23 protein-coding genes are annotated in these 22,442 nt (G+C 57.1%); 16 read left to right on the forward strand and 7 right to left on the reverse strand.

All coding sequences use genetic code 11. The annotated features are described in order from the left end of the window. The 6 genes from QZ517_RS05505 to QZ517_RS05530 all read left to right on the forward strand — a co-directional run. Window positions 1-788: ABC transporter substrate-binding protein (locus QZ517_RS05505; RefSeq protein ID WP_294223385.1), on the forward strand; the 788-nt coding region annotated here is incomplete at its 5' end. A 57-nt stretch (window positions 789-845) separates the two neighbouring features. After that, window positions 846-1,787, forward strand: coding sequence for an ABC transporter permease (locus QZ517_RS05510; RefSeq protein ID WP_294223388.1), 942 nt, complete (start codon window positions 846-848; stop codon window positions 1,785-1,787). Next, window positions 1,784-2,650, forward strand: coding sequence for an ABC transporter permease (locus QZ517_RS05515; protein WP_294223391.1), 867 nt, complete (start codon window positions 1,784-1,786; stop codon window positions 2,648-2,650). Before QZ517_RS05510 ends, QZ517_RS05515 begins: the two co-directional genes overlap by 4 nt. 11 nt (window positions 2,651-2,661) lie before the next feature. Further along, the gene (locus QZ517_RS05520; RefSeq protein WP_294223394.1) at window positions 2,662-3,651 is read left to right on the forward strand and encodes an ABC transporter ATP-binding protein; all 990 of its coding nucleotides are present in this window, start codon (window positions 2,662-2,664) and stop codon (window positions 3,649-3,651) included. Further along, complete coding sequence (locus tag QZ517_RS05525) at window positions 3,648-4,646, forward strand: oligopeptide/dipeptide ABC transporter ATP-binding protein (protein ID WP_294223397.1); 999 nt, start codon at window positions 3,648-3,650, stop codon at window positions 4,644-4,646. Before QZ517_RS05520 ends, QZ517_RS05525 begins: the two co-directional genes overlap by 4 nt. Next, on the forward strand, window positions 4,639-6,438 hold the full coding sequence (locus QZ517_RS05530; protein ID WP_294223400.1) for an aminopeptidase P family protein: 1,800 nt from the start codon (window positions 4,639-4,641) through the stop codon (window positions 6,436-6,438). The genes QZ517_RS05525 and QZ517_RS05530 overlap by 8 nt, the downstream gene beginning before the upstream one ends. Before the next feature lie 42 nt (window positions 6,439-6,480). Here QZ517_RS05530 and QZ517_RS05535 read toward each other — a convergent pair whose 3' ends face one another. Further along, window positions 6,481-6,933, reverse strand: a complete 453-nt coding sequence (locus tag QZ517_RS05535) for an Lrp/AsnC family transcriptional regulator (protein ID WP_294223403.1) — start codon at window positions 6,931-6,933, stop codon at window positions 6,481-6,483. Between the two features lie 204 nt (window positions 6,934-7,137). Between QZ517_RS05535 and dctP the strand changes: the two genes are divergently transcribed. The 4 genes from dctP (at window position 7,138) to QZ517_RS05555 (ending at window position 10,908) form a co-directional block, all read left to right on the forward strand. After that, complete coding sequence (gene dctP / locus QZ517_RS05540; protein ID WP_294223406.1) at window positions 7,138-8,133, forward strand: TRAP transporter substrate-binding protein DctP; 996 nt, start codon at window positions 7,138-7,140, stop codon at window positions 8,131-8,133. Between the two features lie 77 nt (window positions 8,134-8,210). Further along, window positions 8,211-8,720 (forward strand): TRAP transporter small permease, encoded by a 510-nt coding sequence (locus QZ517_RS05545; protein ID WP_294223409.1) that lies wholly within the window; start codon window positions 8,211-8,213, stop codon window positions 8,718-8,720. Continuing rightward, window positions 8,720-9,997, forward strand: coding sequence for a TRAP transporter large permease (locus tag QZ517_RS05550; RefSeq protein ID WP_294223412.1), 1,278 nt, complete (start codon window positions 8,720-8,722; stop codon window positions 9,995-9,997). The genes QZ517_RS05545 and QZ517_RS05550 overlap by 1 nt, the downstream gene beginning before the upstream one ends. Window positions 9,998-10,014: 17 nt before the next feature. Beyond that, complete coding sequence (locus QZ517_RS05555; RefSeq protein WP_294223415.1) at window positions 10,015-10,908, forward strand: isocitrate lyase/PEP mutase family protein; 894 nt, start codon at window positions 10,015-10,017, stop codon at window positions 10,906-10,908. Between the two features lie 2 nt (window positions 10,909-10,910). On the opposite strand, the gene QZ517_RS05560 is transcribed toward QZ517_RS05555, so the two are convergent. The 4 genes from QZ517_RS05560 to uvrB all read right to left on the reverse strand — a co-directional run bounded on the left by QZ517_RS05560 (window position 10,911) and on the right by uvrB (window position 14,656). Continuing rightward, window positions 10,911-11,342, reverse strand: a complete 432-nt coding sequence (locus tag QZ517_RS05560) for a hypothetical protein (RefSeq protein WP_294223419.1) — start codon at window positions 11,340-11,342, stop codon at window positions 10,911-10,913. A gap of 2 nt (window positions 11,343-11,344) precedes the next feature. Next, window positions 11,345-11,605 (reverse strand): hypothetical protein, encoded by a 261-nt coding sequence (locus QZ517_RS05565; protein ID WP_283426457.1) that lies wholly within the window; start codon window positions 11,603-11,605, stop codon window positions 11,345-11,347. Between the two features lie 41 nt (window positions 11,606-11,646). Continuing rightward, window positions 11,647-12,360: a hypothetical protein gene (locus QZ517_RS05570; protein WP_294223424.1), complete on the reverse strand. Its 714-nt coding sequence runs from the start codon at window positions 12,358-12,360 to the stop codon at window positions 11,647-11,649. 112 nt (window positions 12,361-12,472) lie between these two features. Further along, window positions 12,473-14,656, reverse strand: coding sequence for an excinuclease ABC subunit UvrB (gene uvrB, locus QZ517_RS05575; protein ID WP_294223427.1), 2,184 nt, complete (start codon window positions 14,654-14,656; stop codon window positions 12,473-12,475). Between the two features lie 536 nt (window positions 14,657-15,192). Here uvrB and QZ517_RS05580 point away from each other — a divergent pair. Both QZ517_RS05580 and QZ517_RS05585 read left to right on the forward strand, forming a co-directional pair. After that, on the forward strand, window positions 15,193-15,504 hold the full coding sequence (locus QZ517_RS05580) for an ETC complex I subunit (protein ID WP_294223430.1): 312 nt from the start codon (window positions 15,193-15,195) through the stop codon (window positions 15,502-15,504). Window positions 15,505-15,661: 157 nt separating this feature from the next. Further along, window positions 15,662-16,306 (forward strand): alpha/beta family hydrolase, encoded by a 645-nt coding sequence (locus QZ517_RS05585; RefSeq protein WP_294223433.1) that lies wholly within the window; start codon window positions 15,662-15,664, stop codon window positions 16,304-16,306. Between the two features lie 251 nt (window positions 16,307-16,557). Here the strand turns inward: QZ517_RS05585 and QZ517_RS05590 are convergent, their stop codons facing one another. Both QZ517_RS05590 and QZ517_RS05595 read right to left on the reverse strand, forming a co-directional pair. After that, window positions 16,558-18,060, reverse strand: coding sequence for an alanine/glycine:cation symporter family protein (locus tag QZ517_RS05590; protein WP_294223436.1), 1,503 nt, complete (start codon window positions 18,058-18,060; stop codon window positions 16,558-16,560). A gap of 32 nt (window positions 18,061-18,092) precedes the next feature. After that, the gene (locus QZ517_RS05595) at window positions 18,093-18,527 is read right to left on the reverse strand and encodes a universal stress protein (protein WP_294223439.1); all 435 of its coding nucleotides are present in this window, start codon (window positions 18,525-18,527) and stop codon (window positions 18,093-18,095) included. A gap of 495 nt (window positions 18,528-19,022) precedes the next feature. Here QZ517_RS05595 and QZ517_RS05600 point away from each other — a divergent pair, with 495 nt between their 5' ends. The 4 genes from QZ517_RS05600 to QZ517_RS05615 all read left to right on the forward strand — a co-directional run bounded on the left by QZ517_RS05600 (window position 19,023) and on the right by QZ517_RS05615 (window position 22,393). Then, the gene (locus QZ517_RS05600) at window positions 19,023-19,940 is read left to right on the forward strand and encodes an MYG1 family protein (protein WP_294223442.1); all 918 of its coding nucleotides are present in this window, start codon (window positions 19,023-19,025) and stop codon (window positions 19,938-19,940) included. A 109-nt stretch (window positions 19,941-20,049) separates the two neighbouring features. After that, window positions 20,050-20,598, forward strand: a complete 549-nt coding sequence (locus QZ517_RS05605) for a YaeQ family protein (RefSeq protein ID WP_294223446.1) — start codon at window positions 20,050-20,052, stop codon at window positions 20,596-20,598. A 24-nt stretch (window positions 20,599-20,622) separates the two neighbouring features. Then, on the forward strand, window positions 20,623-21,003 hold the full coding sequence (locus tag QZ517_RS05610; RefSeq protein WP_294223449.1) for a hypothetical protein: 381 nt from the start codon (window positions 20,623-20,625) through the stop codon (window positions 21,001-21,003). Between the two features lie 238 nt (window positions 21,004-21,241). Then, window positions 21,242-22,393, forward strand: coding sequence for a lytic murein transglycosylase (locus QZ517_RS05615; RefSeq protein ID WP_294223451.1), 1,152 nt, complete (start codon window positions 21,242-21,244; stop codon window positions 22,391-22,393). Window positions 22,394-22,442: the final 49 nt, after the last annotated feature.

Below are 22,442 nucleotides of genomic sequence, written 5' to 3' on the forward strand. Positions count from 1 at the left end.
TGGACGCCGATCCGGCGATCAACATGAACCTCTATCCGTCGACACGGATCATCTATTCGCCAATCAACACCCGTGAGACTCGTGCGGATGGCTCTGCCAACCCACTGAACGATGTGCGGGTGCGTCAGGCGGTCAACTATGCGACCAATAAAGACGCGTTGATTGGCCTGGTTCTGCAAGGCGCGGGTCAGCCAATGACCGCACCGCTGATGTCCTCCTCTACACGTCTGGCCTCCAAGCTGGATCTGTATTCCTACGACATGGACAAAGCCATGGCGTTGGTGAAAGAGGCGGGGATTGAAGCCGGAACCAAGGTCACATTGACCACGCTGGCGGGCTCGTCTGATGACGCAACCATCTTTGCCGCGCTGCAACAGATGTGGGCACCATTGGGCATCGAGCTGGTGGTGGAGCAAGTGGATGGGGCCACCCGTGGCGCCAAGAACCGCTCTGGTGAGTTTGACATCCACACCTATGGCTGGGTGGACGATGTGAACGATCCAAGCCAGGTCACCGGCTGGTTGGGCTATTCTCCAGTGCGCAATGCGGTTGGCACCGGCTGGGAGAGCGACAAGTTCAACGCGCTCTTTGAGGCTTCCGGCACGGAAATGGACCAAGCGGCTCGGGCGCAACAATATGCGGACATGCAGAAGATCTACGCCGATGCTGCGCCGCTGTTGTTCATGTATGAGACACCGTTTGCGGTGGCGGTTTCCACAGAGGTCGACGGCTACGTTCAGACCCCTCTGGGTGCCAACATCTTCTCTCGTGCCACTGTGAGCAAGTAAGCGACCAACGCGCCGCGGGCGAGGGCCCGCGGCGCGTAACTTAACTGGAAAATACCCATGGCCGGACTGCAATATGTTCTGAAGCGCCTCGCGCTGATGATCCCCACATTTGTGCTTGTGATGATCATCATCTTTCTTTTGGTCCGGCTGCTGCCGGGCGACCCAGCCATCGCAATAGCAGGCGACAAAGCCTCGGACGCCGATTTGGCAGTGATCCGGGATAAGCTTGGCCTGAATGACCCGCTGCTGGTGCAGTTTTGGCTGTTCTTCACAAACACTTTGCAAGGCGACCTTGGGCAATCGATCATGATGCGCACGTCTGTGTCCGACGTGATCATTGATCGGCTGCCAACAACAGGGTTCCTTGCACTTTTTGCGGTGTCTCTGTCGCTGATGATTGCTGGGCCACTGGCCTTTGTCGCGGCGCTCAACCGGGGCAAGTGGCCTGACACAGTGATCCGCACCGTTTTTCAGGTCGGCTTGTCGATGCCAGTATTTTACATCGGTTTGATCCTGCTGACCTTTCTCGCCGCGAAGCTGCGTTGGTTCCCTGTTGGGGGCAGTGGTGAAGGCTTTTGGGGGCAGATACACTACCTCTTCCTGCCTGCAATGACGGTTGCGCTTTATACGTCTGCGATCATCATGCGGAACTTGCGCGCCGCCATTATCGAAGTGCTGGATGCGGAGTATGTGCAGTTTGCGCGGGCCAAAGGGCTGCCCAACCGGTTGATCCTGGGACGCCATGTGCTGCGCAATGCGCTGATTTCCACGATCACGCTTTTGGGCCTGTCGATTGGCAACCTGATGAGCGGCACCCTGGTGACCGAGACCGTGTTTGCGGTGCCGGGTTTGGGGCGGTTGATGCTGGAGGCAATTTTTGCCCGCGATTACCCGCTTATTCAGGGGCTGACGCTGACCTTTGCTGTTCTGGTGTCGATTGTGTTCCTGCTGACCGACCTGTTCCAAAGCCTGCTTGACCCAAGGATGCGCCTGACATGAGTGATGCTGCTGTGACGTCTGCAAAAACATCTGATGCGCCCCAGACACGGGTACAGATTGCCTTGCGCAAGCCGGGGTTCCTGATTGGGGCGGTGATCATTGGGTGCTCGGCGCTGCTGGCGCTGTTTCCAGGCCTTTTTTCACCGTATGACCCTAACTTCATTGACTATCTGGCGGTGCGTCAGCCGCCAAGCTGGGCCCATCCATTTGGCACCGACATGCTGGGGCGGGATGCGCTGTCGCGTGTGATCCACGCCTATACGGTGAACATGCAGATGGCGATTTTGGCCACGGTGTTTGCGCTGACCATTGGTGTCACTGTTGGGGCCTTGGTGGGCTATTACCGCGGCGTGGCTGACATGATTTTTGGCCGGGTTGTGGATGCGGTTATCACCTTCCCGTTTCTGGTGCTGGTCATCGCGGTTGTGGCTGTGTTGGGGCCGGGGCTGATCAATATGTATATCGCGATCACTCTGGTCGGCTGGGTCTACTATGCGCGGCTGATGCGGGCGGAAGTGATTGCGCAGATGGGCAATGACTACGCCAGCGCCGGGATCGTCATGGGCTATTCCGACCGACGCATCATTTTTCGCCATCTGCTGCCCAATGCGATCACACCGGTGATTGTCTATTGGATGACCGATATGGCGCTGGCGATCCTGTTGGGCTCGTCGCTGGGCTACCTCGGCTTGGGGGCACAACCGCCACAGGCCGAATGGGGCGTGCTGATTGCCGAGGGGCGCAACTTTATCACTACCGCGTGGTGGCTGAGCCTGATGCCGGGGATTGCGATTGTGATCACGGGACTGGGTTTCTCGCTGATTGGCGATGGCTTGGCTGACCTTTTGCGGCCACGTGGGTGAGGGAAAAGACAATGACAGATCACCCAATTTTGGAAGTAGAGAACCTCTGCACCACCTTTAGCCGAGGCGGCACCGCCCTCCCTGCGGTGCGCGATGTGAGCTTTGCGCTGGGCAAAGGTCAGGTGCAGGGGCTTGTGGGGGAAAGTGGCTCTGGCAAGAGTGTGACGCTGCGCTCTATCCTTGGCTTGGCGCGGCACTATGGCGAAGTGAGCGGCTCGGTGCGCTGGCAGGGGCAGGAGCTGACCACCATGTCAGAGCGGCAATTGCGCAAGATCCGTGGTCGGGAGATCGCGATGATTTTTCAAGAGCCGATGACCTCGTTGAACCCCTTGCTGACCGTGGGCACGCAGATCAAAGAAACGTTGACGGCGCATACGGATTTGGGGCGTCGGGCGCGGCGGGATCGGGCGATAGAGATGCTGGATCACGTCGGCATTCCGGCAGCGGCGACGCGACTGGAAGAATATCCGCACCAGTTTTCCGGCGGCATGCGGCAACGGGTGATGATCGCGATTGCCCTCGCGGCGAGCCCAAAGCTGTTGCTGGCGGACGAGCCAACCACGGCGCTGGACGTGACCATTCAGGCGCAGATCCTCGATTTGATTCTGAAGCTGGCGGATGAAATGTCGATGGGCGTTGTGCTGGTGACACATGACCTTGGGGTTGTGGCGCAGACTTGTGACACGGTGTCGGTGATGTATGCGGGACGGGTGGTTGAGCAGGGCGCGGTGCGTCAGGTTTTGCGCACGCCGCGCCATCCCTATACCGAAGGCTTGATGCGTTCGGTGCCGCAAGATGTGCCGCCGCGTACGCAGCTCTATTCGGTGCCAGGCACGCCGCCCAGCCTGTTTTCCTTACCTGAAGGCTGCGCTTTTGCGCCGCGGTGTCAGGCGGCAGGCCCAGCCTGCCAGACCGCGCGGCCCACGTTGCAGGACATTGCTCCGGGGCGGCAGACGGCCTGTTTCCATCCACTTCCAGCCACACAAGAAGACGCCGCATGACCCAGACCGTGATGAAAATCGACGACCTGCATTTGTCATTTCCAGTGTCGCGCAGCCTGCTGGATGTGGTGCAGCGTAAGCCGGGGAAATCTGTCAACGCGCTCAATGGGGTGAGCCTTGAGTTGAAACAAGGGGAGACCCTTGGTGTGGTTGGGGAATCCGGCTGTGGCAAGTCGACCTTGGCGCGCTGTATTGTGCGGCTGTATGCGCCCACAAGTGGCCAGATCCACTTTGAGGATGAGAACATTTTTGGCGCGGCGGCACGTAAAGATCGCAGCTACAATCGCCGTGTTCAGATGATGTTTCAGGACCCGTATTCGTCGCTGAATCCCCGCATGTCCACGGGGGACATTCTGGCGGAAGCGCTGCGGGTGCATCAGATGCGACCTGAGAGCGAGATTGCCGCTCGGGTTGCGGAATTGTTGGAACTGGTGCGGCTGCCGCAGGATGCGGCGGATAAACTGCCACATGAGTTTTCTGGCGGGCAACGGCAGCGGATTGCCATTGCGCGGGCCTTGGCGGTGGAGCCGGAAGTGTTGATCGCGGATGAGCTGGTTTCAGCCTTGGATGTGTCGGTGCAGGCGCAGGTGGTGAACCTGTTGTTGGAGCTGCAAGATCGGCTGAATTTGACAATCCTGTTTGTGGCGCATGATCTGCGATTGGTGCGGCATGTGTCCAATCGCGTGGCGGTGATCTATCTGGGGCGGATTGTGGAGATTGGCGACAGTGAGACGTTGTTTTCGGCGCCGTCACACCCCTATTCGCAGGCTTTGTTGAGCGCGGCGCCCTCATTGGATCCGGACGACAAAGGCGCTGCAATCCAGCTGGAGGGGGAACTGCCCTCGCCGCTGAACGTGCCGTCTGGCTGTCCGTTCCATGTGCGGTGTCGTCATGTGACGGCGCAATGCCGGACGGTTGTGCCTGTGCTGCGGGTCTTGGAGGGGCGGGGCGAAGTGGCCTGTCACCTTGCCGAGGAGGTCAACCAGCATGCCTGATTGTGTGATGGGGGGCGTTCCGCCGCAGGTGACGGCGTTGCGCGCAGAGATGCGTGTGCGTGGGTTGGATGCGTTCATTCTGCCAAGATATGACGCGCACCAGGGCGAGTATGTCGCGCCGCATGACGAGCGGTTGCAATATGTGACCGGATTTTCGGGCTCAGCTGGCATGGCGATTGTGACCATGGATGAGGTCGCGATGTTTGTGGATGGGCGGTACAGCGTTCAGGTGCGGGAAGAGTGCCTGGGCGCGGTGTTTTCTTTCCATCACCTGTTTGAGGAACCGCCGGAGGATTGGCTGGCAGATCATGCCGGAGACTGGTGGCGGATTGGGTTTGATGCGATGCATTTGCCGCCGAGCTGGTACGATCGGTTTGCCGATGCGTTGACTGAAAAAGGTGCGCAGCTGGCGGCGCAGAATGACAATCCGGTGGACTTCATTTGGGACGAACAGCCATCTTCGCCAATGGGACAAGTGACAGCCATGCCGCTGCAATTTGCCGGACGTGCCACGTTAGAAAAGGTTGCGGAACTGACGGCCTTTATGGCGCAAGAGCAGGCGCAGTTTCATGTGGAAACGCAGCCTGACAACATTGCCTGGTGTCTGAATGTGCGGGGCGACGATGTGCCGTTTTTGCCAATCCCGCAGTCCTTTATGCTGGTGTCGGACACTGGCGCGGTGACGTGGTTTGTCGAGCCAGAAAAATTGCCGGCAGATTTGGCGGCCACGCTGCCGGAAAACATCTGTGTGGTGCCGCCGCATGGCTTCCTCCCGTTTGTCCGCGCGTCGGTGAAAACCTGGCAGAAGGTCTTGGTGGACCCGGAGTTTTCGCCGGTTGCTGTGTGTTTGGCGCTGGAGAATATTGGCGCAAAAATTGACCGGCGCACCAGTCATCTGACCTACCTGAAAACACTGAAGAATGCAGTTGAGTTGGAAGGTATGCGCGCTTGTCATATTCAGGATGGCGTGGCGGTGACGGAGTTTTCCGCCTGGTTGGCCGAGACGGTGCCGGCGCGAGCAGCGGCGGGTGATCCGCTGCGTGAAAGTGAGGCGGAAGCGGAAGTGCAGGCGTTGCGTCAGGCAAGCGGGAGTTTCCTGAGCGAGAGTTTCAACACAATCTCGGCGGCGGGCGGCAATGCCGCTATGTGCCATTACGCCACCACGGAGATACGCGACGCGGAGATATTGCCGGAGGCACCGTATTTACTGGACAGCGGTGGGCAGTATGAAACCGGCACAACGGATATCACCCGCAGCTTTGCCTTTGGGCAGCGGCCCGCAGGCTACGATCAAGCCTATACGGCGGTGTTCAAAGCGTTTTACGCGCTGGCCACGTTGAAGTTTCCACGCGGCACGCAGGGCCATCATATCGATGCAATTTGCCGTCGCCCATTGTGGGACTTAGGGTTGGATTATGACCACGGCACGGGCCACGGGATTGGCCATCGGCTGTCGGTGCATGAGCATCCGCAGCGAATTGGCAAGCCAGTCAGCGAAGTGGATCTGGTGCCCGGTATGGTGATGTCGATTGAGCCGGGGCATTATGTTGCGGGGCTCTATGGTATCCGGATTGAGAACTTGTTTGAGATCGTCGAAGAAGAAAATGGCTTCTTTGGGTTTCGCAATCTGACATGGGTGCCGATCATGACCGAAATGTTGGATTTTGACGCGCTGACAGCGGCAGAGATTGATTGGTTGGCCACCTATCATCAGCACGTGGAGACCAAGTTGGCACCGTTGCTGAGTGGGCGAGCGCTGGCGTGGTGTCGGGCCAATGCGGCCAACAGGTAATTTGCAGTGATAGGTTGAGCGTCGTACGGACGGGCCGGGGCGTTAGACCGGCACGTCAGGTGTGTTTTTGATTTCGTTGAGCGCGAGGCTGGTGCGGATGGATCCAATGTGCGGCAGCTTGAGCAGGCGCTGTTTGATGGTTTCTTCATAATCCCGCACGCTGAGCGCCAATACCTTGAGGATGTAGTCCTGATCGCCGGTGGCGGAGTAGCATTCCACCACCTCAGGAAGAAACTCAACAGCAGTCTCAAACTCTTCCAAGGACTCCTGCGTGTGCAGTTGCAGTTTCACCAAACAGAACGCGACAATGTCAAAGCCAAGCTTCTGCGCGTCCAAAACATACCGTTTTTCAGTGATGTAGCCGTCTTCGCGCAGGCGTTTGAGGCGGCGCCAGCACGGGGTGTGGCTCAATCCGGTGACCTCGCCAAGCTCGCGCATTGTAAGCTCAGGTTGTTCCTGAATGGCACGTAAAATGCGTTTGTCGGCGTCGTCCAATGTTGATCCCTTCCGTCGTTGTAACTGTATACAGCGAAAGCAAATTTCCTTGCAGTCCAAAAATTGACCGTTTGGTCCTATTTCTTGACCAGAAAGCGAAACACTGTTGCGCGGGTGTTTCGGAACGTGTCTAAAAACGTGACCCGGTTTCCCGAGCGTCACCTAGGCTTGAATTGTATTTATAGAGATTTTTGGGAGGAAATCATGAAACATTGGATCGCAGCAGCCGCGACAGCTGCACTTGTGAGCGTTGCACCGGTTGCAAGCTTTGCGGAGACCATTCGGGTAACTTTGCAGCTGCCGGAAACCCATTCTTTGGGACAAAACTGGCAGGACTTTGCCAACATCGTCGAAGAGAAATCCGGCGGTGCGCTGGAAATCCAACTGTTCCCGTCCGCACAGCTTTTCAAAGACAAAGAAGTGCCGGGTGCCGTGGGCAGTGGTGCTGTTGAAGCAGGCTCTGCGTTCATTGGTCGTTTTGCGGGTTCCGTGCCTGCGGTGGACGTCGTGTCGATCCCGTTTATCTTTGCTGACGAAGCGCACATCCGTGCGGCCGTGGCGCCGGGGTCTGACATGCGCGCCACATTGGATGCGGCGATCCTGAAAGAGACCAACAACCGTATTCTGTGGTGGCAGGCGTTTGGGCGGAACGTGTATCTGACCAACGGCGACGCAATTGTGGAACCGGCTGACATCGCAGACAAAAAAGTCCGTACCTACGGCAAGGTTCATGGTTGGACCGTTCAGGAATTGGGCGGCGCGCCAACGTTGATGTCTGGTTCCAAACAGTTCTTGGCCTACCAGCAGGGTGCTGTGGATGTGGGCATGACTGGCGCGTCGGCGGTGAAATCTCGCAAGTTGTTTGAAGTGATGGATCAGATGACCCTGACCTTTGACAGCGCGATCGAGTTTGTCGCGGTGATGAACAATGATGTCTATGAAGGCCTGTCTGACGAGCACAAAGCGATCATCGACGCGGCTGCTGCGGAAGTGGAGCAGAAGCTTCGGGATCAGATTTATGCTGAGGAAGCCACAACAGTTGATGAGATGAAGGCCAACATGACCGTGACAGAGTTGACCGCTGAGCAGCGTGCGGCATGGGTGAGCGCGACGGCCAGCGTTGTGGATCGGTTTGTTGAAGAAACCGGTGACACCGGCGCGGCTGCTGTGTCCGCTGTGAAAGCCGCGATGACCAACTAAGACTTTGGGAAGGCTGCCAATAGCGGTGGCTTTCCCTTTTTTGTTTCCCCGCGAAAATTCAAAGCAAGGAGTGGCCAATGATCATCCGGATCATTGATGGTATCACTGAATTTACAGGCAAGCTATGTGCCTGGACTCTGTTTGCCGTCGGCTTTTTCATCACGTTTGAAGTGCTGATGCGTTACGTGTTTAACGCGCCCACCATTTGGGTGGATGAGATCAGCCGGGTGCTGCAGGTCTGGGTGGTGTATCTTGGCGCGGCTTATGTGCTGAAGCACCGTGAGATGGTCACGATTGATGTGCTGCTGAGCAATCCGAATACAGTCTGGCGCCGTTTGGCGGAGACTTTGGCCATCATAATTCTGTTCATTTTTGCGGGTACGGCTTGTTATTTTGGCTTTCAGCTTTGGTTGAAGGCGACAATGGCCGGGCACACAACAGATACTTATCTCGCGCCACCCAAGATGATCACCCACGCTCCGGTTTGGGCGGGCAGTGCTTTGTTGATGTTGCAAGGCGCGGCGCAGCTTTATCGCGTTTGGGCGGAACCTTTGCCCAAGGATGACGTGATGGGGAGCGCACACTGATGGAAGCGGTTTTTATTCTTGTGGCGTTGATGGCGCTTTTGTTGTTGCGCACGCCGGTGGCCTTTGCACTGGGCGGGCTGGGTGTGATCCTGTTGGGCCTCAAAGGCCTGCCGTTGGTGGCGGTGCCGCAGCGCCTGCATGGCTCGATGGACAGCTTTGAACTGCTGGCTGTGCCGATGTTTTTGTTGATGTCCAATGTTTTGCTGAAAGGTGGGGTGGGGCGCGATTTGTATGCGGCGGTGCAGAGCTGGGTCGGGCATTGGCCCGGTGGGTTGGGCGTCGCGACAATCTTGTCCTGCACCTTGTTCTCCGCGATTTCCGGCTCTTCGGTGGCGACGGCAGCGACCATTGGCACTGTGGCGATCCCGGAGATGTCCAAGCGTGGCTATGACAAACCGTTTGTCTACGGCATGTTGGCGGCGGGTGGCACCTTGGGCATTTTGATCCCGCCGTCGATCCCGCTGATCATTTATGGCGTGGTGACGGAAAGCTCGATCCCGACGCTGTTCCTCGCAGGCATTGGGCCGGGGTTGTTTTTGGCGGGCGCGTTCATTGTCTACGGGATGTTGTTTTCGCGTTTCTCTGGTGCCTATCAACCAATTGCCAAGACGGATTGGGGCACGCGTGGGCGGGCCTCGCTGATGGCGCTGCCAACCGTGGCGTTGGCGGTGGCGATTGTTGGCTCGATCTACACTGGGATTGCGACACCGTCAGAAAGCGCGGGGCTGGGCTTTGTGATTGCGCTGATCATGACGTTTGCCATGGGGCGCATGGATTGGGCCAAGCTGCGGGAGGCGGTGGAAGGCTCTCTGCGAACTTCGGTGATGGTGTTGATCATTGTGGCGGGGGCCAAGGTGTTTTCCTATGCGATCACGCTCTATCTGATCCCACAGTCGATCAGCGCGTTTTTGACAGAGAACATCTCCAACCCAAGCCTGTTCATTCTCGCAGTCGGCCTAGTGCTGCTGTTCATGGGGTTCTTTTTGGAGAGCCTGTCGATGTTGCTCATTATGGTGCCGGTGCTTCTGCCGGCGGTGCTTAACATCGGGATTGATCCAATCTGGTTTGGCATTTTCTTTGTGGTGCTGATTGAGACCGCGCTGATTACGCCGCCCGTGGGGATGAACCTGTTTGTCATCCAAGCGGTGGCCAATGCGCGGTTGCAGGAGGTCGCGAAAGGCGCGTTGCCGTTTGCGGCGATCATGTTGGCGGTCGCGGTGCTGTTGTGGTTCTGGCCCGCGCTGGCGCTCTATATTCCCTATGAATTGGCCCGCTGAGCAAAAGGACAGTGACAATGACAAATACAGTTCGCATTGCGCCCAACGAGGGGCGCAACCTGCGCGCGGCCCGTCTGCGCTCGCTTTTGGAGCAGAAAGAACTGGTGGTAGCGCCGTGTTGTTATGATGCGCTGTCTGCCAAGCTGATTGAGCAGGCGGGATTTGACATGACATTCATGTCGGGCTTTGCCGCCTCGGCCTCGCGCATTGGCATGCCGGATTTGGGGCTGATGAGCTATGGCGAGGTGGTGGACCATGTGCGCAACATTTCAGAGGCGACTAGCCTGCCGTTTGTGGCCGATGGCGACACGGGCTACGGCAATGCGATGAATGTGATCCGCACCGTGAAAGGTCTGGCGCGGGCCGGGGCGGCGGCGGTGATGATTGAGGATCAGGTGGCACCAAAACGCTGTGGCCATACGCCGGGCAAAGCGGTGGTGGAGCGTGAGGTGGCGTTTGATCGCATTAAGGCAGCGGTGGATGCGCGCGAAGAAGAGGATGTGCTGATCCTGGCCCGAACAGACGCGCGCAAGGCGCATGGGTTGGGCGAGGCGATTGACCGGGCGCAGCGGTTCTTTGAGCTGGGCGCGGACATCATTTTTGTCGAGGCACCGCAGAGCGTGGATGAGATGCGCTTGATTTGTGAGGAAACGCCAGGGCTGTTGATGGCCAACATGCTGGAAGGCGGCGATACGCCGATCCTGCCTCAGACCGAGCTGCGTGACATGGGGTTTAACATCGCGGCTTATCCGTTGACGTTGTTGTCTGCGGTGATGCAGCAGGTGGTGGAGACCCTGGCCGAGCTGAAGGCGGACAAGGTGCAGGACAGCGCGCTGATGTCGTTTGCAGAGGTGCGGGAGCGGATTGGGTTTGAGACGTATTATGAGGCGTCTGAGGGGTATAAGGCGTAAACCTAGCTGAGTTGCGCGGCGGCGCAGGTGCGGAATTTTTGCACCTCTGGCGCCGCGCCCTCGAGCGGGATGGTTACGGTTTGGGCTTCGGTGAAGGCCAGCGCCGCTGCGTTGAATTGCAGCCCGTCGAGCACATTGCCAAAGCCTCTGTCCGCGACGTTGAGCGTCTGATTGTTGTTTGAGAACGCGTGCTCAGGCGTGGAGATGGCGATTTCGTTGGGACCGATGAAGCGCATGGCGAACCATGGGGTGGGCTGCCATGGCGCGGATTTTTGGGTGATCGCGAGGGTGTAGAGCGGTTTGCCTGGGTCGTAAGTGAGGTGGGTGTGGGCCTCTTCGGTCTCATAGGTGAGGGTGCAGATGGGCAACGTTGTGGCTTCCCAAGCGGTGGCTGGCGAGGCGAGGAAGAGGGCAGGGATCAGGAGTGCGCGCATGGTCAAAGCACGGTGGCGACCGTTGCTAAAGTGAAAAGCGCGGCAGGGCATAGTGCTAGGGTGAGCGCAGTTTTCGGGGCCCGGTCCTTCCAAGTCAGCAGCGTTGCTGGCACAAGAAATGCCGCTGTGATGGCTGCAAATATCAACACAAACTGAAGCATGAGGCCACGACCGTCCTCCGGCGCGAGGCTATGCGTGTCAAACCAAGCCCAGACAAAGAGGATCAGGTAGGCGACAATCAGGACGGTTGTGGCACGTTTCACGAGGTCTCTCCGTTTTTTTTCCGGTCTTTCGCGGTGATGCCTTATCCAACATCAGGATGTGTCACGACAATAGCGGGACCACCGAATTCATATCCAGAGATTTCAGAGGCGTCCCCGCCTAGTCGTAGGTAGAGTTTGCCGTCCAGTTCGAAGAGGTTGGGTGATACACCTAGCAATAGAGCCAGCGTATCTGGGTAAAGACGGTCGAGTATGGGAACAGCGATGGCTTCTCTGGTGTGGCGCCAATTTATGAATTGCTGCCTTTGGCCTGATTGCTGCGGAGGCTTGTATTTGTGAAGAGACACGCTGTCCACAATCGAAAAGCTGGATCTCTCGAAATCAACCCACTGATCCGTGTTCTCAGAATGGAGCTTGGGTGCGCCAGCGAAATACTGCGCCTCCCATTTTGGTTTTTTGCCGCCGCCTTTCAGCAAGAATTCGATTGGCGCAAGCTCCAGTGCGTCTGCCAGAGGCGACTCGGCGGGCACTCCGTTGCTTTGAACAAAGATCAGTTCGCTGTTGATGATCACAACTGACGGCGGCGCTGGTGTCACACCCTCTAATTGCAGGATCGGGACCTCCGGCACAGGTTTGAGGATGGACCACGCAGCCCCTTCGAGTTGTTTGGCTTCGTTCCAATTCTCTAGCGCAAGCTTGGATTTATGTGTGAGCGGTCCAAATCCGTCAGCGCCATGAAGCGCAATATCGGAACTTATTATTTGATATTCAGCGTCCACGACGACCCGCAGTATCATTCAATTTATGCATGTAGGCACGCTAGCGCGCGCCTTGGCAGTCTGTCCAGAATTCAAAACGCTTTCGCCGGGCCGATTGGCCCGGAACAAGGCGCGGGCCTTTCTGTTGCGTTCACCGCCCCCGCCGCTTCACATTACCACCGCGTTGCCCAGCCCGACCAGCCATAGAGCGGCCACGGCTTTTGGTGGCTTTCTCTTCCGCGGCCTTGATCGCGTATTGCCGGGCCATGGGGTCATCGGCGACGGCCAAATCCACGGCCTCCAGACGTTTGACCTCATCGCGCAGTCGGGCGGCTTCTTCGAACTCCAGGTTCTCGGCGGCTTTGCGCATGTCGTCACGCAACCCGTCGAGCACCGCCTCCAGATTGGCGCCGTGCAGCGGGTTGTCAATGGTGGCGGTGACGCGAGATTGATCGGTGTCACCTTTGTAGAGACCGGACAACACATCCTCGACGTTCTTTTTCACAGTCTGGGGGGTGATGCCGTGCTCTTCGTTGTAAGCGATCTGCTTGGCGCGGCGGCGCTCGGTCTCGCCCATGGCGCGTTCCATGGAGCCGGTGATGCGGTCGGCGTACATGATCACGCGGCCCTCGGCGTTGCGCGCGGCGCGGCCGATGGTTTGCACCAAGGAGGTTTCGGAGCGCAAAAAGCCCTCCTTGTCGGCGTCCAGAATGGCCACAAGGCCACATTCGGGGATATCCAGCCCCTCGCGCAGCAGGTTGATGCCGATCAGCACGTCAAAGGCGCCCAGACGTAAATCGCGCAGGATTTCAATGCGCTCCAGCGTGTCGATGTCACTGTGCATGTAGCGCACCTTGATGCCCTGTTCGTGCAGGTATTCGGTGAGGTCTTCGGCCATGCGTTTGGTCAGCGTGGTGACCAATGTGCGGAAGCCTTCAGCTGTGACTTTGCGCACCTCGTCCAGCAGATCGTCGACTTGCATTTCCACCGGGCGGATTTCGATCACGGGTTCCAGTAGGCCCGTGGGCCGGATGACCTGTTCGGCAAAGACGCCGCCGGCTTGCTCCAACTCCCAGGCGGAAGGCGTGGCAGAGACAAAGACCGACTGGGGCCGCATGGCGTCCCATTCCTCAAACTTCAGCGGGCGGTTGTCCATACAGGACGGCAGACGGAAGCCGTGTTCGGCCAGGGTAAATTTGCGTCGGTAGTCGCCGCGATACATGCCGCCAATTTGCGGCACGGAGACATGGCTTTCATCCGCAAAGACAATGGCGTTGTCAGGGATAAATTCAAACAGGGTGGGGGGCGGCTCGCCCGGAGCGCGGCCGGTGAGATAGCGCGAATAGTTTTCGATGCCGTTGCAGAAGCCCTGCGCCTCCATCATTTCCAGGTCAAAGGTGCAGCGCTGCTCCAGCCGTTGGGCTTCGAGCAGTTTGCCTTCGTCGACCAGTTGATCGAGGCGCGTGCGCAGCTCATTCTTGATGTTGATGATGGCTTGGGTGAGGGTGGGTTTGGGCGTGACGTAGTGGCTGTTGGCGTAGACGCGGACTTGGTCAAACGTGCCGGTTTTTTCGCCGGTCAGCGGGTCGAATTCGGTGATGCTTTCCAGTTCTTCGCCAAAGAAAGAGAGTTTCCAGGCGCGATCTTCGAGGTGGGCCGGGAAGATTTCCAGACTGTCGCCGCGCACGCGGAAAGAGCCACGCTGAAAAGCGGCATCGTTGCGGCGGTATTGTTGGGCGACAAGATCATTGATGACTTGGCGTTGGTCGTATTCGCCGCCGGCTTTGAGATCGAGCGTCATGGCGGAGTAGGTTTCCACCGAGCCGATGCCGTAGATGCAGGACACCGAGGCCACAATGATCACGTCATCGCGCTCCAAAAGCGAGCGGGTGGCGGAGTGGCGCATGCGGTCGATCTGTTCGTTGATCTGACTTTCCTTCTCGATGAAGGTGTCAGAGCGCGCCACATAGGCTTCGGGCTGGTAGTAGTCATAGAAGCTGACGAAGTACTCCACCGAGTTCTCCGGGAAGAAGCCTTTCATTTCACCATAAAGCTGCGCGGCGAGGGTTTTGTTGGGCGCGAGAATGATGGCGGGGCGCTGGGTTTGTTCAATCACCTTGGCCATGGTGAAGGTTTTGCCGGTGCCGGTGGCGCCGAGCAGCACTTGATTGCGCTCACCGTCAGCGATGCCTGCGGTGAGTTCGGCAATCGCGGTGGGTTGATCGCCGGCCGGTTCAAACTCGGTGTGCATGACAATGCGCTTGCCACCCTCAAGCTTGGGGCGGCGTTGGGCCGCGCGATCGGCCATCTGGGGCAGGTTGGTTGCATCACTCATCGCGGCATCCCGTGTAAGAAAGAGTCGTTGGCGTGATTTTGGTCTCTTTTTGTTCTTATGCAAGGGCGAAAGCGCAGATGCGTGGGGCAGATGACAGATGGGTGATGCCGCTGTGCAGCATAGAGCGCTTCGCGGGCGCAGAAAAACTGACTGTTCATTCAGTCTGTCGGTGTGTGTAACGGGGTAAACTTACCTCTGGGTAGCGGTCGATGTGTGGGTTTTGGTAAGAAATTACCGGTCGGTTGGTAATTTTAGAACAAAATTCCACCAATTCTTGAAATTAAATATATGTTGCGCTTGCCAAATGATTGGCTTCCTCGCTATGGTTAACTCAGCAAGCAGCCCACTAAGGTCGCCAGTCCAAACTGCACCTACACCCCTCGCTCCCCGCGGAAAGGTCAGGCATCTGGGCTGCTTGCAAGCTTTCCCCACTGAAAATCACCATTTTGTACAGACGTTGCGGCGGTTTGTCTGCGTTTGCGCCCTTGCTCGAAGGCTGAGAATCCGTGATAAAGCGGCAAGCCAAGGAGAGCATCATGATTGCGCGTATCTATCAGCCAGCCCGTACGGCAATGTCCTCGGGCGCCGCAAAAACCCACCTGTGGGTGTTGGACTACGGCCCGTCAGAAGCCAAAGACATTGACCCGTTGATGGGGTGGACTGGTTCGGGCGATACCCAAAGCCAAGTGCGCCTGACGTTTGACAGCAAAGAAGCCGCTGTGAATTACGCGCGTGAGAACGGCATCGAAGTGCAAGTGACCGAGCCGCACAAGCGCAAGGCCAACATCCGTCAGGGTGGCTATGGCGAGAACTTTGCCACTAACCGTCGGGGTGTTTGGACCCACTGAAGCTGGTGTGAAACCGGGGAACGATTGCACCGGATCTGGGCGAGCTCTACGACGGCATCGAAACGATCCATATTCTAAGGGGTCGGGGTGTTGCCGAGATACGTGCTATTGAAAAAGGGGCGCCTTCGGGCGCCTTTTGTTTGTCTGGAGGGGGCTTATGACTGAGATTGAATTTCTGATTGAGGGAGGGGAAGGGCCTGCGGCCCCGACGTTTCTGTTTGCCCATGGTGCCGGTGCCACGATGGACGCGCCTTTTATGACGATGGTTGCAGAAGGCCTGGCTGCGCGCGGCATTCGGGTGGCACGATTTGAATTTGCCTACATGGCGGCGCGGCGTAGCGGTGGGCCGAAGCGGCCGCCGCCAAAGATGGAGGTATTGCAGGAGGAATTCCGTGCGGCGGTTGAAGCGCTCGATTGCGTCGGGCCATTGGTGATTGGCGGAAAGTCGATGGGAGGGCGCGTTGCCAGCCTGATCGCTGATGATCTGTTTGCCTCGGGGGCTGTCTGTGGGCTGCTGTGCCTGGGCTATCCATTTCATCCGCAGGGCAAGCCGGGGAAGCTGCGCACGGAGCATTTGGCGAGCCTGAAAGTCCCGACGTTGATCTGCCAAGGTAGTCGCGATGCTTTTGGCACGCGTGAGGAGGTGGCGGGATACAAATTGGCAGCCCAGGTCAATCTGTCTTGGATCGAAGATGGCGACCATGACCTAAAGCCCCGCAAACGGGTGACAGGGGGGGACCATGCGACACAGTTGGAACGGGTGTGTGATGCGGCAGCTGCGTGGATTAAGGCGCAACACTAGAACGACGTGGTGCGCGACGCTGACGCTCGACCCAAGGCGCAACCTCAGTCTCCGGTCGCAGGCCACCAGTCTTGCGCTGCAATGGTCATTCGGGCTGACTCAGCCGTGACCTTTCGGGGGCTCCAACAGAATTTGTGCATTCTGCAGAGCGCGAGATACAGCACCAATTTGTAACCTGAGGAAAGACCTGCCCTACAATAAATGGCCCCCACCACAACTGGCGAGGGCCACTTCTTTTTATTGACGATGGATCAGTGTTTAAACTTCTTGATCTCGCCGCTTTCCAGCTTGGCCACATAAGCCTGCATTTCGCGTTTCACCACAGGTGCCAAGAAGTAGAGGCCCAGAATGTTCGGCACACAGATCAGGAAGACCAGCGCATCCGAAATATCCAAGATTGGACCAAGTTGCACGACGCAGCCCAGAGCCACAAACGCGCAGAAGATCAGTTTGTAGATGGTTTGCAGGGTCTGATCTTCGCCAAACAGATAGGTCCAACCTTTCAGGCCATAGTAGGACCAAGAGATCATGGTTGAGAAGGCAAAGAGAAGCGCGCCAAAGGCCAGCGGCACTGGGAACCAGCTGATCTGACGTTCAAACGCAGCTGAGGTCATGGCCACACCTGTCGCATCACCCGCAAAGTTGGGGTCGGCCACTTGGCTTGTGCCAATAACTAGCGCGGTGATGGTACAGATGACAATCGTGTCGATGAAGGGTTCCAGCAAAGACACATACCCTTCGGTCACCGGCTCATCTGTACGCACAGCTGCGTGTGCAATCGATGCGGACCCAATACCTGCTTCGTTTGAGAACACAGCTCTCTGGAAACCAATGATCAACGCGCCCAAGGCACCGCCGGTCACACCCTCGCCGGTGAAAGCACCTGAGAAGATGTTGCCAATCGCCGCCGGGATCGAGGCAAAATTCATCAGGATCACGATGATGGCAAACACGCAGTAAAAGACAGCCATAAATGGCACAACTTTTTCCGTCACGCGAGCGATGGACTTGATGCCGCCAATGATGACCGCAAAAACCACCGCTGCAAGGATCAGGCCAACCAGCCAGCCGTAGCCGTCCAAGGCGCCACCGGCGACTGTGTTCAGCTGCACATAAGCTTGGTTTGACTGGAACATGTTGCCGATGCCCAGGGCACCGATAAAGATACCGATGGCATAAAACGTGCCCATGAACTTGCCAAAGCCCACCATGCCGCGTTCTTCAAAACCCTTTGTCAGGTAATACATGGGACCACCAGACACAGAGCCGTCTGGGTTCTCGTTCCGATATTTCACGCCAAGCGTACATTCGACAAACTTGGTGGACATGCCCAGAAAACCCGCGACAATCAGCCAGAAGGTGGCGCCAGCGCCGCCGACGGTCACCGCAACCGCGACCCCGCCGATGTTACCGATGCCCACTGTGCCGGACACAGCTGTGGCCAGTGCTTGGAAGTGCGATACTTCGCCTGCGCTGTTTGGGTCTGCATAATCCCCGCGCACAAGCGCGATGGCGTGTTTGAAGCCACGCAGGTTGATGAAGCCCATGTAAAAAGTGAAAAACACCGCCCCAATGACCAGCCAGAGCACGACCAGGGGAAGATTTGCACCGGCGATCGGAACTTTGAAGAACACAACAGTGCCAATAAAGGACGCAATTGGCGCCGTGATGTTGTTGATGGTTTCGTCAATTCCAGCATGAGCTGGTCCGGCAATCGACAATGCCGTAAACAGAAAAAACAGGATGCGTTTCATAATGCACCTCCGGAAACTAAAGCTTCTATCAATCAGGGAACGACAACGACCGGCACAGGTGCGGTCTGGATCAAGTTTCCTGCAACGCTTCCGAACAGAAGTGATTTCAATCCGCTGTGCCCACGACGACCGATCAAAATCTGCGCGGCGCCAAATTCTTTGGCGATCTCTATCAGCGTCTCCGCTGGATGACCGTGACGCACGACGCCGTCGCACTCCAGTCCCTGGCCTTGCAGCCTGGTAAGTGCTGGGGCAACGATCTCGGAATTGGCCCGTTCGATTTCAGTTTCCCGACGCTTGTGACGCGTCGCGTTTTCTTCCGGTGTGTTAAACGAATATGGCGACCATTCGATCACATAGGCAACGACCACTTTGGCCCCGCCTTGCTTCGCTCTGGCAATGGCATGGTCCAGTGCACGGTCAGAACCGTCACTCCCATCAACCGCCAAAAGTACAACATTTTCCATTATTTAATCCCTAGTTGGCTTATCATTTAAGTGTAGCGATCTTGCGCCGCTCTCGCTTAAATTGAGTGACTCTAGGTCACTCACGGAATTCTCTATAGGGCCAGTTTCCTCAACAAATGAGTCCTGTTTGGAGATGGAGTCAAAAATTGCCCCGAAAAACATGGCGGCGTCGGTGCCTTTGAGGGTGAATTGCGTCGTTTGCGAGAGTACGTCTGTGGTCCATCGGGAACACTGGAAAGTGAAAGGCGGGACAGGCGGCGGACTCCTGAAGTGCTCTGGCAAACCGCGACAGATCCGGCGCGTCTTGTGGGGGAAACATCCTCCGCGAAGTTTGTGCAGGAAAGCGGCCTCCTCCGAGGCACCAAAGCGTATTATTGATCCTGCAACATATTCCTTGATCTGTGTGCATACGTTTGACAAACACCCCTAAATATCCCTCCAAGGGCGACCAAGCTGGTCGCCTTTTCCTTTTGACCAACCTTTTGGAACGCTGCCATGACGATCACTCACCTTGTCACTCATTCTGGCGGCTTCCATGCCGACGAGCTGTTGTCCTCCGTGGTGCTTACGCGACTGTTTCCTCAGGCGGAGTTGCTCCGCAGTCGGGATCGGAAATCGATCGCTCCGGCAGCCCACAAAATCATTTATGATGTCGGCGGGACCTACGACGGAGAGGCGCAAATCTTCGATCACCACCAACGGCCCGGTCCACTGCGTGGCGATGGTCAGCCGTTCAGCTCGTTTGGGCTTATATGGGCACATTACGGGCGGGCGTATCTGGCGGAAATGGACGTGTCTAAAGATGCCGTTGAAGCCATTCATGCTGAGTTTGACGCCAAATTTGTGCTGCCAATTGACCTCTTGGATAACGGCGCAATGGAGCCGTCCGTTGCGGGGCCATTGTCGATCCTGACGTTACCAGCCCTGTTGGGAAGCTTGAAGCCGGTGTTTGACGACCCATCGCCAACCGCAGACGATGACGCATTCTTTGGGGCTTTGCCCATTGCCCGGAGTTTTGTCGAAGCCCAGATTCGCAATCTCGCAGCCAAAGTCCGGTCGCGAGATATTGTGATCAAGGCAATCGCCAACGCAGGCACCTCGCCCATTCTTGAGCTGCCTATGGGCATGCCTTACCGCTCGGCCCTCGACCAGGCAGAAGCAGAGCATATGCTGTTTGTGATCCATCCACGCGGTGATGACTGGACGCTCAACGGGATCAAGCTGTCAAATGACACCTTTGAGCAACGCGCTGATCTGCCCGCCGCTTGGGCTGGCCTGACAGACAAGGAGCTTGAAGAGACGAGCGGTGTTCAAGGCGCCAAATTTTGCCACAACGCCCGTTTTATCGCTGTTGCCAACTCCCGTGAGGCAATCCTGAAAATGGCCAAAATTGCAGTGCAAAACGTCCACTAAGGTTTTGGGTGTCGACAGCGTTCTTGCCCGCGCGAGGCTTGTTATCTGCTTTCACAATTGCAGCAGGCGGATTAGTCACCCTTATCTGTAGTTTCCCAGGAATAAGTTCATGGCGCAAAAATCCACTATTTATAAAGTTGAACTTTCCGTGTCGGATATGGATCGTCACTACTATGCCACCCACAAACTGACTGTCGCCAAACATCCGTCAGAGACGGATGAAAGAATGATGGTACGGCTGGTTGCTTTTGCCCTGAACGCCGATGAACAACTGGAACTGACCAAAGGGCTGTCGACTGACGATGAGCCGGATATCTGGCAGAAAAGCCTAAGCAATGAGCTCGAGTTGTGGGTCACATTGGGGCTTCCGAGTGAGAAGATCGTACGTCAGTCTTGCGGCAAAGCTGATGCGGTCATTGTTTACAGTTACGGTGGCACAACCGCCGAAAATTGGTGGAACAAAATCAACACCAGCACCACCCGGTTTGGCAATCTTCAGGTGATCAATTTTTCCGAGACAGACACCCAAGCGTTGGAAAAACTGGCAAGCCGCACGATGAAGCTTCAGGTGAATATTCAAGATGGCGACGTGATGGTCAGCGCTGAGGACAACATTGTCTATTTGACACCCATCACATGGAAAGATGCCGCGCGTTGAGCGGTTGATAAGAGGAAGAATGGTATGGGAACGCCTGAATCCGAAAACACGGCTGCGCGCCCAGAGAACCGGCTGGCACCTCGTGTCCGGGCGTATCTGTGCGACCTTTTGGCGGGGGACCGGCCAATCACATATCAAGCGCTTGCCAAAGACCTTCAGTTGTCACCGCCAAACACGATCCAACAACTCACAGAGGCGTTGGAATGTCTGATCGAAGAGGACGCTGCTGCGGGTCATCCGCTGATCGCGGCGTTGGTTGTCAGTCGGGCGCGCGATGGCCTGCCTGCGCCAGGGTTCTTTGAGCGCGCATACGGCGCGGGACGCCTTCACAGTGATCCCGCAGCCTTCTATGCCGCAGAGTTTGCAGATGCAGCCACATTTTGGTGCAGGTCCACTTCACCTTGATTGGATGAGCCAAGTCATCAGCCACATATGATGTGAACTCTGGCCCGACCGATCAGGGTTGTGTGCGTCCGTTTTGAAGTGTGGATTGATGCCGTTTTCAAAGCTGGCGGAATGTGTTGGCTTTTTTTTGCGAGGGCGATGACGTGGCTGTCCCTTTGCAGTTCATTTCCCCTCTCGCTCCTCTGGTGTATCTCTGTCAAACTCTCCTCAACAATCTTGGCAAACGAGGGCCGTCGTAATGAGTATGTCGCGTCGTAATTTTTCTCTCGGGCTCTCGGCCCTGACCCTAACAGCCTGTCAAAGCACGCCGGGTACATCCTCAAGTTCTTCTGTCTCGAAACCGCAAGGACTCCCGGCTGATTTACGTCCGCAACCCAACCGTGACTATGCCGCATGGGTTGCCAGTTTTCGTGCGCGCGCCTTGGCCAAAGGCATCACAGAAACAAGTCTTAACGCGGCATTTCGCGACACGGGCTATTTGCCCGGCGTCGTTAAGCGGGACCGCAACCAGACGGAGTTCACCCGCACGCTTGAAGATTACCTGTCGATCGCCGCGTCCGAGGAACGCATCTCCAAAGGCCGCGCCGCTTTTGCGCGGCATAGCAGCACGCTAAAAAACCTTGAGCAAAGCTATGGTGTGGATGCGGAAATCATCTGTGCCATCTGGGGGCTGGAAAGCTACTACGGCGAGCGCACAGGCGACATTCCAGTGATCTCTGCCACTTCCACTTTGGCCTTTGATGGACGACGGGGCAGTTTCTATGAAAAACAGCTGATCGCGGCGCTCAAGATCATTCAAAGTGGTGATATCGCGGCGCACCGAATGACGGGAAGTTGGGCCGGTGCCATGGGGCACACGCAGTTTATTCCAACCAGCTATTTGTCTTTTGCGGTGGATTATACCGGCGATGGTCGTCGTGACATTTGGTCAGATGATCCGTCTGACGCATTGGCTTCCACCGCTGCGTATCTGCAAAAGAACGGCTGGTCCCGCGGCACCAAATGGGGCTGGGAGTTGCGCTCAGGTGAAATCGCGTCGCGGGTGATCCGACCACAGGCTGGCGGCCCACGGTTTGCGGTGACCGGAAACTTCAACGCCATTAAGCGCTACAACAACTCTGACAGCTACGCGATTGGAGTGGGCCATTTGGCGGATCGCATTGGCGGCGCCGGCCCGCTGCGCACTCCGTTCCCGCCGGATCAATACGGGCTCACCAAAGACGACCGCATCGCCTTGCAAACTCGCCTGACAGTGCGGGGGTTTGATACCGGGGGGGCGGACGGTGTGTTGGGTCCCAAATCTCGCGCGGCAATTGCCGATTACCAGCGCAGTGTCGGGATTGAGCCAAGTGGAAACCCATCGCAGGCGTTGCTGACGTCATTGGGTTGAAGGTAGCGCACGCATTGGAAGATTGAACGCTCAATTCACAATTCTATCG

Source organism: uncultured Shimia sp., assembly GCF_913054185.1.
Lineage (GTDB): Bacteria > Pseudomonadota > Alphaproteobacteria > Rhodobacterales > Rhodobacteraceae > Shimia.

Bases quoted from the DNA above. Each gene is read 5' to 3' on its own strand.
- QZ517_RS05510 (WP_294223388.1), top strand. From the start codon at position 846: ATGGCCGGACTGCAATATGTTCTGAAGCGCCTCGCGCTGATGATCCCC.
- QZ517_RS05515 (WP_294223391.1), top strand. From the start codon at position 1,784: ATGAGTGATGCTGCTGTGACGTCTGCAAAAACATCTGATGCGCCCCAG.
- QZ517_RS05520 (WP_294223394.1), top strand. From the start codon at position 2,662: ATGACAGATCACCCAATTTTGGAAGTAGAGAACCTCTGCACCACCTTT.
- QZ517_RS05525 (WP_294223397.1), top strand. From the start codon at position 3,648: ATGACCCAGACCGTGATGAAAATCGACGACCTGCATTTGTCATTTCCA.
- QZ517_RS05530 (WP_294223400.1), top strand. From the start codon at position 4,639: ATGCCTGATTGTGTGATGGGGGGCGTTCCGCCGCAGGTGACGGCGTTG.
- dctP (WP_294223406.1), top strand. From the start codon at position 7,138: ATGAAACATTGGATCGCAGCAGCCGCGACAGCTGCACTTGTGAGCGTT.
- QZ517_RS05545 (WP_294223409.1), top strand. From the start codon at position 8,211: ATGATCATCCGGATCATTGATGGTATCACTGAATTTACAGGCAAGCTA.
- QZ517_RS05550 (WP_294223412.1), top strand. From the start codon at position 8,720: ATGGAAGCGGTTTTTATTCTTGTGGCGTTGATGGCGCTTTTGTTGTTG.
- QZ517_RS05555 (WP_294223415.1), top strand. From the start codon at position 10,015: ATGACAAATACAGTTCGCATTGCGCCCAACGAGGGGCGCAACCTGCGC.
- QZ517_RS05560 (WP_294223419.1), bottom strand. From the start codon at position 11,342: ATGCGCGCACTCCTGATCCCTGCCCTCTTCCTCGCCTCGCCAGCCACC.
- QZ517_RS05570 (WP_294223424.1), bottom strand. From the start codon at position 12,360: ATGATACTGCGGGTCGTCGTGGACGCTGAATATCAAATAATAAGTTCC.
- uvrB (WP_294223427.1), bottom strand. From the start codon at position 14,656: ATGAGTGATGCAACCAACCTGCCCCAGATGGCCGATCGCGCGGCCCAA.
- QZ517_RS05580 (WP_294223430.1), top strand. From the start codon at position 15,193: ATGATTGCGCGTATCTATCAGCCAGCCCGTACGGCAATGTCCTCGGGC.
- QZ517_RS05585 (WP_294223433.1), top strand. From the start codon at position 15,662: ATGACTGAGATTGAATTTCTGATTGAGGGAGGGGAAGGGCCTGCGGCC.
- QZ517_RS05590 (WP_294223436.1), bottom strand. From the start codon at position 18,060: ATGAAACGCATCCTGTTTTTTCTGTTTACGGCATTGTCGATTGCCGGA.
- QZ517_RS05595 (WP_294223439.1), bottom strand. From the start codon at position 18,527: ATGGAAAATGTTGTACTTTTGGCGGTTGATGGGAGTGACGGTTCTGAC.
- QZ517_RS05600 (WP_294223442.1), top strand. From the start codon at position 19,023: ATGACGATCACTCACCTTGTCACTCATTCTGGCGGCTTCCATGCCGAC.
- QZ517_RS05605 (WP_294223446.1), top strand. From the start codon at position 20,050: ATGGCGCAAAAATCCACTATTTATAAAGTTGAACTTTCCGTGTCGGAT.
- QZ517_RS05610 (WP_294223449.1), top strand. From the start codon at position 20,623: ATGGGAACGCCTGAATCCGAAAACACGGCTGCGCGCCCAGAGAACCGG.
- QZ517_RS05615 (WP_294223451.1), top strand. From the start codon at position 21,242: ATGAGTATGTCGCGTCGTAATTTTTCTCTCGGGCTCTCGGCCCTGACC.